This window comes from uncultured Winogradskyella sp., assembly GCF_947501905.1.
Lineage (GTDB): Bacteria > Bacteroidota > Bacteroidia > Flavobacteriales > Flavobacteriaceae > Winogradskyella.
The window spans coordinates 171634-188093 of the sequence record NZ_CANMXL010000005.1 but is presented as its reverse complement, the minus strand read 5'-3'; the positions used below and the strand labels follow the sequence as shown (position 1 = coordinate 188093).

Annotated in this window: 16 protein-coding genes; 14 read left to right on the top strand and 2 right to left on the bottom strand. The window is 33.0% G+C overall.

All coding sequences use genetic code 11. The annotated features are described in order from the left end of the window. Positions 1-41 precede the first annotated feature (41 nt). The 10 genes from Q0770_RS13270 (at position 42) to Q0770_RS13225 (ending at position 9552) form a co-directional block, all read left to right on the top strand. Positions 42-605 carry an alkylphosphonate utilization protein gene (locus Q0770_RS13270; protein WP_299117777.1) on the top strand — a complete coding sequence of 188 codons (564 nt, stop codon included), beginning with the start codon at positions 42-44 and terminating at the stop codon, positions 603-605. Next, on the top strand, positions 605-865 hold the full coding sequence (locus tag Q0770_RS13265) for a DUF1272 domain-containing protein (protein ID WP_299117776.1): 261 nt from the start codon (positions 605-607) through the stop codon (positions 863-865). Before Q0770_RS13270 ends, Q0770_RS13265 begins: the two co-directional genes overlap by 1 nt. Positions 866-1008: 143 nt before the next feature. Beyond that, complete coding sequence (locus tag Q0770_RS13260) at positions 1009-1419, top strand: response regulator (protein ID WP_299117775.1); 411 nt, start codon at positions 1009-1011, stop codon at positions 1417-1419. Then, positions 1420-1959 carry a heme NO-binding domain-containing protein gene (locus tag Q0770_RS13255; protein ID WP_299117774.1) on the top strand — a complete coding sequence of 180 codons (540 nt, stop codon included), beginning with the start codon at positions 1420-1422 and terminating at the stop codon, positions 1957-1959. It abuts the gene before it with no gap. Continuing rightward, positions 1959-3677 carry an ATP-binding protein gene (locus Q0770_RS13250; protein ID WP_299117773.1) on the top strand — a complete coding sequence of 573 codons (1719 nt, stop codon included), beginning with the start codon at positions 1959-1961 and terminating at the stop codon, positions 3675-3677. Before Q0770_RS13255 ends, Q0770_RS13250 begins: the two co-directional genes overlap by 1 nt. Before the next feature lie 3 nt (positions 3678-3680). After that, complete coding sequence (locus tag Q0770_RS13245) at positions 3681-3998, top strand: Hpt domain-containing protein (protein ID WP_299117771.1); 318 nt, start codon at positions 3681-3683, stop codon at positions 3996-3998. An 8-nt stretch (positions 3999-4006) separates the two neighbouring features. Next, entirely contained in the window at positions 4007-4723 is a 717-nt protein-coding gene (locus Q0770_RS13240; RefSeq protein WP_299117769.1) for a LytTR family DNA-binding domain-containing protein, read from the top strand. Positions 4724-4839: 116 nt separating this feature from the next. Next, entirely contained in the window at positions 4840-7446 is a 2607-nt protein-coding gene (locus Q0770_RS13235; RefSeq protein WP_299117767.1) for a T9SS type A sorting domain-containing protein, read from the top strand. A gap of 187 nt (positions 7447-7633) precedes the next feature. Then, positions 7634-8899 carry a DNA cytosine methyltransferase gene (locus tag Q0770_RS13230; protein WP_299117765.1) on the top strand — a complete coding sequence of 422 codons (1266 nt, stop codon included), beginning with the start codon at positions 7634-7636 and terminating at the stop codon, positions 8897-8899. Beyond that, entirely contained in the window at positions 8899-9552 is a 654-nt protein-coding gene (locus Q0770_RS13225) for a hypothetical protein (RefSeq protein ID WP_299117763.1), read from the top strand. Before Q0770_RS13230 ends, Q0770_RS13225 begins: the two co-directional genes overlap by 1 nt. Positions 9553-9567: 15 nt before the next feature. On the opposite strand, the gene Q0770_RS13220 is transcribed toward Q0770_RS13225, so the two are convergent. Then, positions 9568-11616 carry a tetratricopeptide repeat protein gene (locus Q0770_RS13220; RefSeq protein ID WP_299117761.1) on the bottom strand — a complete coding sequence of 683 codons (2049 nt, stop codon included), beginning with the start codon at positions 11614-11616 and terminating at the stop codon, positions 9568-9570. A gap of 154 nt (positions 11617-11770) precedes the next feature. On the opposite strand from Q0770_RS13220, the gene Q0770_RS13215 reads away from it, so the two are divergent. The 4 genes from Q0770_RS13215 to Q0770_RS13200 all read left to right on the top strand — a co-directional run bounded on the left by Q0770_RS13215 (position 11771) and on the right by Q0770_RS13200 (position 14974). Beyond that, complete coding sequence (locus Q0770_RS13215; RefSeq protein WP_299117759.1) at positions 11771-12052, top strand: STAS domain-containing protein; 282 nt, start codon at positions 11771-11773, stop codon at positions 12050-12052. Positions 12053-12078: 26 nt separating this feature from the next. After that, positions 12079-12360, top strand: coding sequence for an STAS domain-containing protein (locus Q0770_RS13210; protein ID WP_299117757.1), 282 nt, complete (start codon positions 12079-12081; stop codon positions 12358-12360). A 29-nt stretch (positions 12361-12389) separates the two neighbouring features. After that, the gene (locus Q0770_RS13205) at positions 12390-13640 is read left to right on the top strand and encodes an oligosaccharide flippase family protein (protein WP_299117755.1); all 1251 of its coding nucleotides are present in this window, start codon (positions 12390-12392) and stop codon (positions 13638-13640) included. A gap of 122 nt (positions 13641-13762) precedes the next feature. Further along, positions 13763-14974 carry a glycosyltransferase gene (locus tag Q0770_RS13200; protein WP_299117753.1) on the top strand — a complete coding sequence of 404 codons (1212 nt, stop codon included), beginning with the start codon at positions 13763-13765 and terminating at the stop codon, positions 14972-14974. Here Q0770_RS13200 and Q0770_RS13195 read toward each other — a convergent pair. Further along, the gene (locus Q0770_RS13195) at positions 14964-16424 is read right to left on the bottom strand and encodes a glycoside hydrolase family 2 TIM barrel-domain containing protein (RefSeq protein WP_306420473.1); all 1461 of its coding nucleotides are present in this window, start codon (positions 16422-16424) and stop codon (positions 14964-14966) included. The two genes, Q0770_RS13200 and Q0770_RS13195, sit on opposite strands and share 11 nt — an antisense overlap. Positions 16425-16460: the final 36 nt, after the last annotated feature.

Genomic DNA, 16460 nt, shown 5'->3' with positions numbered 1-16460 from the left:
ATTTGTGTAATAAAATTATCTTTGAGTTTTCAATATTTAATATGACTTCAGAAAAAGATTTAAAACAACGTAGTAATAATCAATGCGAATTATGTAGCGCAACAGAAAATTTATCTGTTTATAATGTGCCAAATGCTAAAGAAATGGCGCTTTATGGCTGTAATACATGTGTTGAGCAAATGGAAGATGCAGAAAAGATTGAAGCTAACCATTGGCGTTGCTTAAATGATAGTATGTGGAGTGAATATGATGCTGTAAAAGTTATGGCTTGGCGTATGCTTAATAGAGTTAATCAAAGTTGGGCAGAGGATATGTTGGGTATGATGTATATGGAAGATGATGTCTTAGAAATAGCTAAAGCTGCTGGAGATGGAGAAGTTGATGAGAATCAAATTATTCATCGTGATGTTAATGGCGTGGTGTTAGATACTGGTGATTCTGTAGTCTTGATTAAAGATTTGAAAATTAAAGGTTCTAGTATGGTTGCAAAGCAAGGTACTGCCGTTAGAAATATTCGATTAGATAGAAATAATTCTGAATATATTGAAGGTAAAGTTGGACCGACACTTACGGTAATTGTAACTAAATATGTAAAAAAATTATAATGCTACAAATTAGACCTACATGCGAGAATTGTAATAAAGTATTGCCTTTTGATGCTGAGGATGCAATGATATGCACTTTTGAGTGTACGTTTTGCAAAGATTGTGTTGAGAAATTAAAAGAAGTCTGTCCCAACTGTGGAGGTGGTTTTGAGAAAAGACCTATAAGACCTGAAAATTTGTTAGAAAAATATCCTGTATCAAAAGAGGTAATTCATAAGCCTGTTGATTTTGAGATGCATTACAAAAACTTAAAAGATTAAATGGATGTTTTAGGCTAGAATAATTATTTCCATTCGTCGACACTTAAATGCTATCCACCGACATTTAACTTCATCTAACCGAAATAAAGTATGTATCAGAGGGACAAGATTTAACTTGCTTGTTTTAAAGTATAATAGATATTATGAAATCCCTTAAGATAATGCTTATTGAGGACGATATGATTGAAGTGATGAAGCTTAATAGAGCAATTATTTCGCTAAAATTAAATCATGAAATAATCGAAGCTAATAATGGAGAACAAGCCCTCAAAGTTCTCGAACAAAAGGAAAACCTTCCAGATATTATTTTATTAGATTTAAATATGCCTAAGATAAATGGTATCGAATTTTTAAAAATCTTAAAGGTAGACGACAGACTAAAGTATATACCAACAATTATTCTGACTACATCAAATAACCAACGCGATTTATTAGAGTGTTATAAGATTGGTATAGCGGGTTACATTCTTAAGCCATTAAAATATGAAGATTATGTTTCAAAAATCGAGAAATTATTATCATATTGGAGTGTGAATGAATTAATTAAACTATAAATGAAAGGAATTATATTTACAGAGTTTTTAGAGCTGGTTGAAGAAAAATTTGGTTTGGTTATGGTAGATAAAATTATCAACCAATCAGAGTTAGAGTCAAAAGGAATATATACAGCTATTGGGACTTATGAATTTTCCGAAATGTTACAGCTCATATCTCATTTGAGCCAAAACACAGATATATCTGTAGATGACCTTTTGATGGTTTATTCCGAACATTTATTTAAGGCATTAATAAGAGCGCATCCAAATTTAGTTGAGCATTATAAAGACCCTATGAACTTATTAGCATCTATTGAAAACCATATTCATGTTGAAGTTCAGAAAATATACCCTGATGCGCAATTACCAACATTTGAGTTAGAAGAACGTACAGATACAAAAATGGTGATGGTTTACAAATCGGATAAAGCATTATATATGTTAGGAAAAGGTCTGATGCTAGAAACTTTCAAATTATTTGATGTGCCAGCTAACATAGATTTTGAAAAACTTAATGAAGAAGGTACTGAAGTTAGGTTTGTTATCAATAAAGGATAATGAGTCAAGAAGAAGTAGATATTCTCAAAAGGGCATTAGCTAGAGAAAAAGCATCTAGAAAAGCAGCTGAAGCAATTCTTGAAGCTAAATCTGCGGAGCTTTTTGAAGTTAATCAAAAGCTTGAAATTTCGCATAAAGAACTAAGCACTTTATATGACAATACGAGTTCGCAATTACAAGGTGTATTTGAAAACATAGTAGATGCTTATGTGGTAATGGACCTTAACGGTAATGTGCTGAAATTTAATGATGCAGCAACAGAACTGTTTGGTTATGATGTAGATAAAGAATCCGTTAATGTGGTCAGCCTTATTTATAAGGAAGATTATGATTATGCTATGACGTCTTTTTTAGAATTACAAACAAAAGGCTTCTTTAAAAATTATGAAGCAAGAGTCTATACCAAAGCTAAAGAAGTAAAAAGAGTTCATATCAATGCAAGTTTGGTACTGGATAAAAACGGTGTTCCGATGGCAGCTCAAGGCATTGTAAGAGATATTACTTTAGAACGAGAGCAATCATTAATTATAGATATGGTTAATGATGTTGCCAAGGCACTTCTCGGTAAGATGGATATTTACGAAATTGCTTGGGAAATTACCAATAACATTGCCGAGTATTTAGACACAAAAGATTGTATCATTTATCTAGTAGATAATGAACAAAATACATTAGAACAAATTGCTGCATATGGTACTAAACTGACTAGTGATAAACAAATTAAAGATAAAATAGCTTTGCCTATTGGTGATGGTATTGTTGGTAGTGTTGCAAAAACAGGTAAAGCTGAGATTATAGGTGATACAAGTAAGGATAATAGGTATATTGTTGATGATGAAATAAGATTCTCAGAAATATCAGTGCCAATTATTAGTGATGGAAAAGTCATAGGTGTTATAGATTCGGAGCACCATTCAAAGAATTATTTTACAAAAGAACACCTAAGAACTTTAAAGAATATTGCTAGCTTAGTAGCTATGCAATTAAAAAGTGCAATTAATCTAAGAGAGCGAGAAAAAGTAGAATTAAGAAATACAGCATTATTAGATGCCTTAGGTAAAAGTAATAATGAGTTGCAAGAATATGCGCATATTGTGTCTCATGATTTGAAGTCTCCTTTAAGAAGTATTGACGCACTTGTAAGCTGGATAAAAGAAGATAATAAAGGAAAACTTGATAATGTCACTATCCAAAATTTTGAATTAATTGAAACAACTCTAGAAAAGATGGAGCAGTTAATTTCAGATATCCTACTTTACTCAAGTATTGGTTCAGAATCAAAAGATGAAAACTCTGTAGATTTAAATGCACTTATAGAAGAACTTATGCAGATATTATATGTGCCTGAAAATATCTCTATTAATGTTTTAAATAATCTGCCCATTGTAATTGGTGATAAGACTAAGTTTCAGCAGTTGTTTCAAAATTTAATTAGTAATGCCATTAAGTTTAATAACAAAGCACAGGGACTTATAGAAGTTGATGTTATAGAACAAAAGTCGTATTATCAATTTTCTATAAAAGATAATGGTATGGGAATAGATAAAAAATATCATGATAAGATTTTTAAAATCTTTCATGCGCTACATGACAATAAAGAATCTACCGGAATAGGCTTATCTATTGTAAAGAAAATAGTAGATTTATATAAAGGGGAAATCTGGTTAAAATCAGAGTCAAATAAAGGCACAACGTTTTTCTTCACGATTAAAAAGTAAAGCATGGAAAAACCAAACCTATCATATATTGAAAGTATGTCTGGTGGTGATAAAGCCTTTGAGCAAAAACTCATTGATATCATCCAAAAAGAATTTCCAGAAGAGAAACAGATTTACTTTGATAATATATCCGCAGAGAATTATAAGGAAGCGGCCGAAAACGTACATAAACTTAAACATAAAATTAGTATTTTAGGACTTGTAAAAAGTTATGAGCTTGCAGCTACTTACGAGAATAACCTCATAGACATGAACTTAAAAGGAAAAGAAGATTTCGAATCTACTTTGCAGCTTATGACAATTTTTTTAAAGACACTATAACAGATTTTATGAATTGTATTATTATTGACGATGAAGCTACTGCGAGAGCAATTATATCTCAATTATGTTCAAATGTCCCAAGTTTAAATGTACTTGAAGAATTTCCAAATGCAATTCAAGCTATTAAGTATTTAAATCAGAATGAAGTAGATTTAATCTTCTTAGATATTCATATGCCAGATTTTACAGGCTTCGATTTTATTGAGACTTTAAAAAACCCACCAAAAATTATTCTTACTACGTCAGATTCTAACTTTGCTATCCAAGCATTCGAATATGATTGTATAGTAGACTATCTGGTAAAACCAATTACTCTAGAACGTTTTCAAAAAGCCATTCAGAAAGCGGAGTCTATGCCTAATAAAGGGAATTCTAATTCTATTACGTCAGCAGAAAAGGTAGAAACGACATCAGGGAATGATTTATACGTCAATATAGATAGACGACTAATTAAGATAGATATTCCAAGTATTTATTTGGTTGAGGCCAAAGGCGATTATATTCATGTTAAGACTGAGGATAAAAATTATACAGTGCATTCTACACTTAAAAAAATAGAAGAAAAACTACCAGATAGTTTGTTTCTAAAAGTACATCGTTCATTTATCATTAACATTGATAAAATCATTGATATTGAGGATAATAGTGTGCTGATAAAAAAAGATGTAATACCAGTTAGCCGTTCAAATAGACCAGAGTTGATGAAGCGACTCAACCTTCTCTAAAACCATTCGTCTACAGTAAATTGTGTTCTGTCTCTTTCCTATTCACATCAATCGAAAATCAATAAATCAACTCTAATTGTAAGGTAGTTTTGTTTCATATTATTAAATGAAATAGAATGAAATTAGAACTTTACACTTTTAGGAATCAATTAACAATAATCGCTGCATTGGCATTAAGCTTTGCAAGCCAAGCCCAAGGGGGCACGCCTTTTAACTGTGATTATAATGCTTATCTTTTTCAATACAATGACGTTTACGCTATTGATTTGGCATCAGGTGGCTCGTACAGAGTTGCAACAGATGTCACGCCAGGCAATATTAATGCAGCAGCATACAATCCTACGGATGGTTATATCTGGGGGTCATTAACATCGCCAGCTAAATCAATTGTCAGAATTGGTAAAGACTTTTCTACAACTACGTTTTATGTAGATGAATTACCAACAAGTAATAGATATGTTGGAGACGTTAATGCTTTAGGAATGTATTTTCTCAAAGGTGGCGGAACAACCTATTATAAAATAGATTTAGATCCAGAATCTTCTACTTATGTGCAACACAATGCTACAGAGACATTATCTCAAAATATTAATGTTCACGATTGGGCATTTAATGCTGTAGATAATCAGTTGTACACAGTAGAAAAGAACTCTAATATTTTATATCGTATCAATCCGGATAACGGACAAGTATCATCATTAGGTGTTGTGCCTATTTTAGATGGTAATAACTATACTTATGGCGCTGTGTATTTTGATGCAGATGGTCGTTTTTATGTATCGGCTAATCAAACAGGAACTATATACGTTATTCAAGCAGTACAGAATGTGAATAGTGCGGATGATATGGAATCTAACTTGTTTGCTTTTGGACCTTCTAGTGCTAGTAACGATGGTGCACGTTGTCCTACAGCCCCAGTTTTACAAGAAGATTGTGATAATGGTATCGATGACGATGGTGATGGACTAATTGATTGCGAAGATCCATCATGTTCTGGTTTTGGGTCTTGTGAGGTTATCGAGCCACCTGTTTCTGGTGGTGATGGTGGCGGATTAGAAAGTAATAATCGACTATCTGAGCAAATCAATAAACGTAATTTTAACCGTGCAAAATCGGGTTATGCATTTAATAGAAGTACAGCACCAAGATTTGAAAGGCCTCAAAGCTACTTACAGCGTAATGCCGACAATACCTTTACATTAGAAGACTTTATTCCTGTTGGTGTTATTGGTGAGACCGAAGCTATTAATTCTTCGCCAACAGATCTATTAGAGATTACAAATGCTACAGAAATTTTTGCTGTGGATTATATGAATGCCGATACACCAATAGCAACCATATTAGCGTTGAAGACAGAAGATGGTGTTTATGAGCATACAAAATACATTTGCGACCGTTTATTAGGTGGTGAGTTAATTGCGGTGTCTACGATTAATATTGACGAGCAACAGTTTATAAAATCTGTAATCAAAAATCCTGATGGTACGCATGAGTTTGTATTAAGCTTATCTGCAAAAGTGATTAATAATGATGCTGATTTTGCTGTAGAGAGTCACTGGAATTTAGACAAGTACGAAGAAAACACAACCTTCTATAACTTTCAGATATGGGCAAATACAGTGGATGATTTATACCTATTAGGTGCTGAGGTTTTAAACCTCTTAGCAATCGAAAAACCAATTACGGATTACAATAATTCTGAACCACCAGTTGTATTTGTAAGAAAAGGCGAATACAATAACGGCGGATTAGATTTAGAAATCATAAATAACAACGCAACGCAAACTGTCAATTTTGATGCGGGTTACAGAACCTCAGAAACTGCAGAATTCAATAATCTTAATATGGATATTGATTTAAACGGGCAGTACTTAACCAATCTTAGAATAGAGACGGGACTATTGTTTGATATTGGTTTTAGAATTGGTGATGGTGTAACTACACCAGACGATTTATTTATGTCAGATGGACCTTGGGGAATCGATGATTCTCAAGAAGGCACAACTGTAACTACTTATGAGGTTACGGCTAATGACTATACGTTTGAAGCTGGAGATTTCCCAATAGAGCGTAATGTTAATCTAGAAGCTACAACAAATACATACGTGGCAGCTTACAGAGCACTAACACCAAGATTTAAAGCTGTGGATTTAACAGCATTTACAAGTCTAAACTTAAGTGCAAAAGGCACAGGTAACTTAGAGATTGCATTTGTAAAACAGAGTATTGCCAATTGGGAAGAACAATACAAAACGACAATTGCACTCACAGAAACATCTCAAGACTATGAATTGTCTATCGCAGATTTTGTGTCTAACACAGGAACAGATGGCATATTTGATGATGTTGTGACTATGGTGTTTACTATGGTGTCAAATGAAGGCATAGCAACAAGTAAAACCATGTCTTTAGAAAATTTAAGACTGTCGCAAAACAGTGCATTATCTACAGAAGATTTTGCTGGTGATACTGTAGAATTAAGAGCTGTGCCTAATCCAATGGATACACATACAGAACTACAATTTACAGCAGCACAAAACGATACCGTAACTTGTATTATCTACAATACATTAGGAAAAGAAGTTTACAACATGGCATTTACAGCAACATCAGGTAAAAATAGTATTACCCTAAAAAATGAAGGATTAATCTCAGGATTATACTTCTGTAAGTTACAAAGCCAATACGGCGATTATAAAACAATAAAATTGTTAGTGAGGTAGAGGGTCATTAATAATTTGGTTTGATGGTGAGAAGGCAAAAGCGAAAGCTTTTGCCTTTTGCTTTTTGGGCTAATTTATTTATCATTTTTGCATCTATTATCACATGTTAGAAAATGTGAATAAAAATTTAAAAATAAACAATTAACAAGAGTAAACTTTATTAACTTGTATAGTTAAATTATTGATTGTGACTGAAGCAAAAATTAAGATAGAAAACATTGATGGCCAACTATTTGAGATAAGAGTAGTTGACCCAGATAATTCTAAGACAGCTTCATTTACTCATTATTTACATAATCATAAAAATGGTGTTTCGCAATTTTACAAAAAAGATGCACTTTTATTCGTGAAAGAAGTTTTGAAAAAAGAATATCCGACGCAAAGAGTCACAAATAAAGTCGCAGAAGAAGCACTTCAGTATTTGATTTTTGAATTGAACAAATCTATTCCATTTCCAGCACCAGAAAATCCGAAGTTTAAGTTTATCGACTTATTTGCTGGAATTGGTGGTTTTCGACTAGCATTTCAAAATCTGAATGGAAAATGCGTTTTCACTAGTGAATGGGACAAATATTCCAAGCAAACTTATAAAGCAAATTTCGGAGAAATTCCGTTTGGAGACATCACAAAACCTAAAACCAAGAGTTACATTCCAGATAACTTCGATGTGCTTTGTGCAGGATTTCCGTGTCAGGCATTTTCTATTGCTGGAAGACGTGGCGGATTTGAAGATACAAGAGGTACATTGTTTTTTGATGTTGCAGAAATCATCAAGAAAAAGCAGCCAAAAGCAATCTTTTTAGAAAATGTAAAAGGCTTAAGAAATCATGACAAGGGTAAAACTTTAGCCACGATACTGAACGTACTTCGTGAGGATTTAAACTATTATGTACCAGAACCACAAATACTTAATGCAAAAGAATTTGGAGTGCCTCAAAATAGAGAACGAATTTTCATCGTAGGATTTAGAAAGGATTTGGGAATTACTGATTTTCAATACCCCGAACCAACAAATAAATCAGCCGTTCTAGAAGATATTTTGGAAGAGGAAGAAGTCTCGGTAAAATATTATTTATCGACAACATATGTTCAAACGTTAAAAAACCACAGAGCTCGCCACGAAAGCAAAGGAAATGGATTTGGCTACGAAATTATCCCAAATGGCGGAACTGCCAATGCAGTGGTTTGCGGCGGAATGGGAAGAGAACGAAATTTAGTTTTGGACTACCGATTGACTAATTTTAAACCCGTAACAAATATTTCAGGCAAAGTAAATCGTGAGGGAATTAGGAAAATGACACCACGTGAATGGGCAAGACTTCAAGGTTTTCCAGATACTTTTAAAATAGTTGTTTCTGACGCACAGGCATATAAACAGTTTGGAAATTCGGTTGCTGTCCCTGCTATTCAAGCAACAGCGAAAAGAATAATCGAAAAATTAGAAAATAATTAATGGGATTACTGCAAGATTTAGACATCGTAAAAGGCAATGAAACACTTGCAGGAGGAATTTTTGAACAATTATTCCCTTCTTTTATGGACATTGATTATAACAAACCAAGCGAATATATTTCTACTTATTGGAATGCGTATTTGAAAAAGAGAGATATTCTTTTGGACAATGAGCAACAAAAACGAGGTGTTAATGGTAAAATTTTTGAAATCATAATTGCTACTTTATTAATTAGAGAAAAAATATACCCAATCTATATGAACGCTAAAGTGGCTTTCGTTCCAAATATAAATTATGATTTACTTCTCTATTCAACTGACAGAGGTCCAATTTGCTTGAGTGCAAAGACATCATTCAGAGAAAGATATAAGCAAGCAGATTTAGAATCTATAGCAATGAAATATGTTCATCGTAGATCTAAATGTTTTTTAGTAACCCTATCAGAGGACGATGCGAAAATGGTTAATGCAAAACAACGAATAGGAGATGTGATTGGTTTGGATAGTGCTGTTTGTGCAACTAATTCAGATTTTGACAATGTAATTGAAGAAATAAAACAACTGAATTTAGTTGAGTCTCCCGAAATTAAAGTAATAACTACAAATCAAGTAGTTACAGAGAACAAGATTAAAGCAATTTTCCCTAATGTTTAAGTAGTAATAATAGTATTAACTACCCATAAACACCCACTTAAATCGTAACCCAATCTCCGTAAATGTAAATCCAGCAGCAGTAGCAGAGGCAATATTACTATGCGTGCCGTAAGCGTTTAGTAAACTACACTCAGAAAATTTGTACCCAAAAGCACCTTGTAGTCTGTATGTGCTTTGCTTAGCATCGTCTTCTATAAACTGGTAACCAAATGCTGCGGTTAGGTTATAAAACCACTCGTTTGGTTTAGCAATAGCTTCGTCCTTTATAAGATTTACAAAGACTTCGCCAGCATTAAATCGTTCTGGGCTAAAGTAAATACTTGGCACTTGGTCTTTAAATGTAATGTATTGGTAGTTAAGTCCAACTTTTAAAGAGGGTTTTGCCAATAGGTTATAGTACAAAGAGGTAAATAGTAAGTTACGGTTATTGCCATCATTCTGGTCTGTAAACATATACTGCGTATACCACCCTAAATTAAAATTAGTGCTCAAATTATACGTTGCGTAATAATTATTTTGTACCAACTCTTGGTCTAATAAATCGGCATTAAAACTTTCGACTTGTCTTTTATAACCAACAGCGATGTTCTGTAATTTCAACGCATTAATATTAAGTGATAGGTCAGTCACTAATTGTATAAAATCGTTATTTTCTGTATTTGCAGCAGTTATACCTGTTGTACCATTAACTATAATATTTGGGATGATTTGGTACGCCAAGCCTAATGAAAAATTGTTAGAGCTCGCCGTATTATTTGTCACGGTATTATTAGTAGTTCTGTAATTGTAACTTCCTAATACCTTTAGTTTTGTAGATAGCGGATAGGTTACTGTGGTATTAAAGGCAAAGGCTTTATTATAGCCATTGTCAAAAGTATGTGATGCCTTAGATTCTAAAACTGGTGAAAAACTTCGATCTAATTGGTTAATGAAGTTAACAGCATCTTTCTGGTTGTCATAAATTTTTAATGTGTTTTCTGCCCAAGTATAAGCGTCATCAAATCTGCCTAAGGCTTTTAGGATGTTTGCTTTTCCTAAGTTGCCATCAAAAGATGTGCTGTCATTTTCTAAAATCCTGTTATAATCGGCTAGACTCTGCTTAAAATTACTTTTGTAAACATTAAGTGTTGCTCTTAAAGCCAATACCCAATTTTTGTTAGGATGCTTCGCGATTAAATCTGTAATAAGATGTGTCGCAGCTTTGTACTTTTTATTCCAAATCAGTGCTTGTGCATAACGCTCAGTGGTTTGCTGTGCTACATTAGCATCTGTATTTTCAGTAATACTATTATAAGCTTCAGTACTTATCTGTAAGGCCTTTTTTTCTTTCCCATTTAAATGCGCTACTAAAGACAATCCATTATGAGCTAAGATTAGATGTTCAGGTTGTTTGGCTAAACGTTGGTAGGTTAGCTCGGCATCATCCAACTTTTCCCATATTAAATAAAGGTTGGCCAGATTAAGTAAGGTGTCTTTATCGTCATCAAATAATTCTAGATTTTTTATTAATAACTGTTCTGCCTTATCATAGTTTTGCTTCTGTTGGTTTTGGTAAGCGTAACCCAAATAGATGTACTTTTTTGAGGTTAGCGCATTAGGATTCCCTGGGGAAACGGCTAATGCATTATTGACTTGAGTTAATGCATCTTCATATTCTTTTAGATTAGATAAAGTATTTGCATAACCTAATAATGCAGCAAAGCTTTTTGAGTCTTCAGTAACCAAAGACTTATAATATCGTTTTGCAGCTTTAAAGTTATTAGTCCATAAAAGAGATTCGCCGTAGTTTAGTTTGACTTCAAAATCGTTTGGATAGTCTTTAAGTAAGTCAGTAAAAAGTGTATTCGCTTTTTCAGCATTACCATTAAGTCCAATAGCGCGACCATAACATAAACGTGCCGTTTTATTATTTGGGTATGTCTTTAGTATGGTACTAAAAAACTGTTCTGCATTTCCATATTTCCCAGTTTCTAAATAGGCAAAACCGTCTTGCATGTCTTGTGCTTGTGCACTTAATGTAAGCAATATAATACATGTAATTCCTATTGATTTTAAAGTCTTCATATCTATTGTATTTAACTAATTGCAAGTTACGGACGAAGACCGCTTCATTCATCTACAGCAAACGACCATCCGACGAAATAGAATGCGCATACATGGAAATACTAAAGATATTTGAGTCAGAAATGAATGTGAAACCTTAAAAAATTTAGAAACTATGGCTCTTACAATTAAAGAAAACAATGGTACTTATCAGATAGAAGGTGCATTAAATGCATACACAGCAAAACACTTTCAATTGCATTGTCAAATGCTACTTAAAGCATATGGAGAACTAACTATCGATATAGAAAAAACAAGCTTCATTGATACTAATGGCATGCGAGCTATTAAAGCACTATTTGCTAAAGCGATGACTAGTCAGAGAAAATTTTATGTGGTTGGTACAGGTTGTAAAGATATCTATGACGACATCAGAAGTACTACAATCGCTGCTTAGTAACTAATTAATAAAACCAAAATATTATGGCAATTACAATAAAAGAAAATAACGGAATATATGAAGTACAAGGTGCATTGACAGTGAATACAGCAAAGAGCTTCCAAGCGCATTGCGAACTGATTATGAATCAAGACAAACAACTTACCATTGATGTTCAGTTTTTAACAGATATAGACGAAGATGGCATTAAGGCAATACACGCCTTATATACCAATGCAATTTATAAGGATTGTGCCTTTTTTATAGAAGGTAATCGTAGTAAAAAATTATACGAAGCATTTCCTTTTACAGTTGCAGCAGCATAAAAATTACTAAAAAGATAAATCATAAAGCCATGCAGATATTAGCAGCTATAAAATCAAAAAGACTTACACCAGAGCAACTATTTATGCTAAGTGTATTGGCAGTAAACGGTGGTAACTATCTATACAATCTTATTTTGGGTCGTTTACTTGGTCCTAGTCAATTTGCAGATGCGGCAGTGCTTATCACATTTTTACTGGTGTTGTCTTTCATGGCAATGACATTTCAATTGGTGACTGCAAAATTCTCAGTGCTTTTTGAAAACGAAATCTTCAAGAATTTCATTGCCAAGGTTTATAAGCAGGCGTTTTTTGGGGGTCTATTATTGGGAGCTATTATTGTTGCCTGTGCTTCTCAATTGCAAGCACTATTTAATACATCATCTTCGACTATGTTTGTCATATTTGGTTGTGGTGTTCCACTTTATTTTTTGATGAGTGTTAATCGCGGAAGCTATCAAGGCAAAAAAGCCTATAAATCACTTTCTATAACGTATCAAGGTGAAATGTTAAGCCGTTTGCTAATAACACTAGGTTTGATTTTGGTTTTTAATATTCAATCTTCAGCAGTTATAGCTATTGGAATTGTAGTGTCTTTTGTTTTTGGATTATTTCCTTTTAAAGCAAAATATATTAGTGTCAAGAAACTTATCCCGTTAGAGTCAAAATATAGTAAGCAGATTAAAAACTTCTTCTTGCTGACAGCTTTTTACGAGTTAACTCAAATCATTATAAACAATAGCGATATACTATTGGTAAAGCATTATTTCGACTCTTATGAAGCAGGTTTATATGCATCATTAGCATTAATTGGTCGCATCGTTTACTTTATCGCTTGGATGTTTGTGATGCTACTTTTGCCAGCCGTTGTAGAACTTAAAAGAGAAGGAAGAGAAACAGCTTCAGTTTTATTTAAATATGTTGGGTATATCGCTTTAATATCTGCTATTATAGTTATGACGTGCTTGACCTTTCCAGAACTAATTATACAACTATTATTTGGAGAACAATATGTTGCTATGGCACCATTATTATGGAAATATGCTATCGCTACATCTATGTTTGCCATCTCCAACATATTTGCGTATTACTATTTGTCTTTAGATAAATATGTACCTGTTGTTATCTCGGGAGTTTTTGGTATGCTTCAAATGTTATTAGTTGTATTCTATCACGATACTCTGGAGCAAGTTGTACACATGCAAATAGTAGCAATGGCATTGCTTTTAGTTATACAAGTTTTATTTTTTAAAGGCGAAAATATTTTCAAGAAAAAAAGCTAATCTGAAGCTAATTACTATTCGTCTACAGTAAAATGTAATCCGACTACACCAAACAATTTTAATGATTTTTTAGCTGCAAATTTGTAGTGTAAATAAGAAATTACAATTATAAAAACAATATTATGAAACTAGCAATCGTAACAGCATACCCGCCAAGTAAAGTTACTTTAAATGAGTATGCATACCACTTGGTAAAGCAGTTTAGAAAAAATAAAGAGGTAACGGAGTTAATTTTATTAACTGATAGAACTGAAGGTGCAAAGGACATCACTTTTACAGAAGAAGGTTGTAAGATTACGGTAAAAGAATGTTGGTCTTTTAATAGCTATACAAACATCTTTTCAGTAACAAAAGCCATTAATAAAACAAAGCCAGACTCTGTATTGTTCAACTTGCAGTTCATGAAATTTGGTGATAAAAAAATTGCTGCAGCATTAGGCTTATTATTGCCCTTAGTTTGTAAGCTCAAGAAGATTCCTAATATCGTATTGTTACATAATATACTTGAAGAGGTAGATTTAGGAAGTGCAGGATTTACATCAAATAAAATGATGCAGAAGATCTACGGATTTATTGGTGCTACGCTTACAAAATTCATATTGCAGGCAGATATTGTAGCAGTTACTATGCAAAAATATGTTGATATCCTTGAAGAAAAATACAATGCCTCAAATGTAAAATTAATACCTCATGGTACTTTTGAAATTCCTATTGAACCAGATTATAACTTACCTCAAGGGCCATTACAAATTATGACTTTTGGAAAATTTGGTACCTACAAAAAAGTAGAAGGTATGATTGAAGCTGTTGAGATGGTAAGAAAATCAACAGGTTTAGATTTGGAAGTTGTAATAGCTGGTACAGATAATCCAAATGTACCAGGATATTTGGCACAAGTTGAAGAAGACTATAAGCATGTGCCAAAAGTAAGGTTTACAGGTTATGTTGAAGAAGAAGATGTACCTGTAATATTTAATGAAAGTGCTGTTGTCGTTTTTCCGTACACTTCTACAACTGGAAGCTCAGGAGTTTTACATCAAGCAGGTAGTTATGGAAAAGCTGTGGTTATGCCAGATTTAGGAGATTTAGCCTTACTAGTGCAAGATGAAGGTTATTTAGGAGAGTTTTTTGAACCAACAAGCGTTAAAAGTTTAGCTTATGCTATCGAAATATTAGTAACCAATGAAGCACATAGATTACATATTGCTAAAACTAATTACAAAGCTGCTACTGCGCACCCAATGTCAAAAATTGCTCAGATGTATATTGAAGAGTTTGAAACTATTATCAAAAACGAGTCAATATTGAGTAATGCTCAAGAAGTTATTTACTAGATGAGATATATTTATAGGATGCCTTTTTTGCCCCATTTTTATCTATAAAACCAAAATGCTTTTGCACGTTTTGTCTCCAAGGAAGTCTACCAACGACTTCCTTAGGTATTTTCTCAAAATCGTATAATGTCCAAGACATAAATTGAATTTTATTTGCAGTAAAGATGTCTTGTATAGCTTTGTGATAATTTGCTTGGTCTTTTTCACTGTTACCTGTAGGATTCCAAATGCCATCATACGATGACATACCAAACTCTGTAATTACGATTGGCTTATCCTTAATCTTTGATTTTAATGAAGTGTAGCTGTCAGACAATTTTTCTAAATCTTCGTAATAGTGAAATGATATAAAGTCTAATTTATCGGCTAATAAATTAGCATTTTCTTTATTTGACCAACCAATAGTTATAGGGTGATTAGGGTCGTTAAATTTTACCAAATCTATCATTTTGTCTAACCAAGCTTGCACCAAGCCTTTTCCTCTAGATTCGAAATCTAAATTAGGCTCGTTTTTTATATCCCAACCCATAAGTGCTTTATGATTTTTAATATGGTTGATTATAATCTTTACATGCTTTTGGTTCAATGTCCAGTCTAAAACAGAATAGTCTCCATAAAAATCAAATAGTGTTACTAACACCTTCAGGTTTTTACTTTCCGCAATGTCTAGGACTTTAGATAACCTTTTCAATTTATCAATTTTAACATTGGACTTTCCAAAATCTTCATACGGAACAAAAAGTCTGACACTGTTAAGGCCAGCATTTTTAATAATTTCAAAGTCTTTAGAGATTACAAATGCATCAAAGTTTTTGCCATATATATCCCAAGGCGTATCCTTAGGGTAATAGTTAATGCCTTTTATGTTGTTGACTAAAAAAGTATTATCACTGCTTTTAGGATAATAAAAATCACTTTTAGATTTCACCAAATGTCTTATTCTCCAAAATCCGTCTTCTAATAAGAGTGTGACTTTATATGTAGATATTTCATTTATCTCTGTTATAAATTTGTCGCCTTTATAAATGCGTTTGTATTCAATAACATCTTTATCTGTGATAACTACCATTTGTCCATCTTCACTAAAAAATTCTAGATTAGGATTGTGAGCAAGACTTGTACCTTCAATTGTAGTTTGGGAGGTGGTATTTTGATCTATAATATTAAAAATATTTAGGCGTGCACTTTTTGTGTAATAATCTTCTATACCGGTTTTTGTATTTGTTTTGTATGAAATGTACTTAACGTACCAAGCATCCAAGTAATCATCCTCAATGGCCTTGAGAGTTTGCTGGTCCATTGGTCTGCCTTCATTATTTAGCGGTTCCCAGTTAAACTCTGGCAAGTATTGGTCTACCTGTTTAATTTCGGTATGCAACATTGTACTTCGGTCTGCGCCAGTATTTAGATATGAGAAAATCGCTGCTATCCCGTAAATAACTAATGCCATAATTACTATGTAGATTAAAAGGATTACACCGCGGAG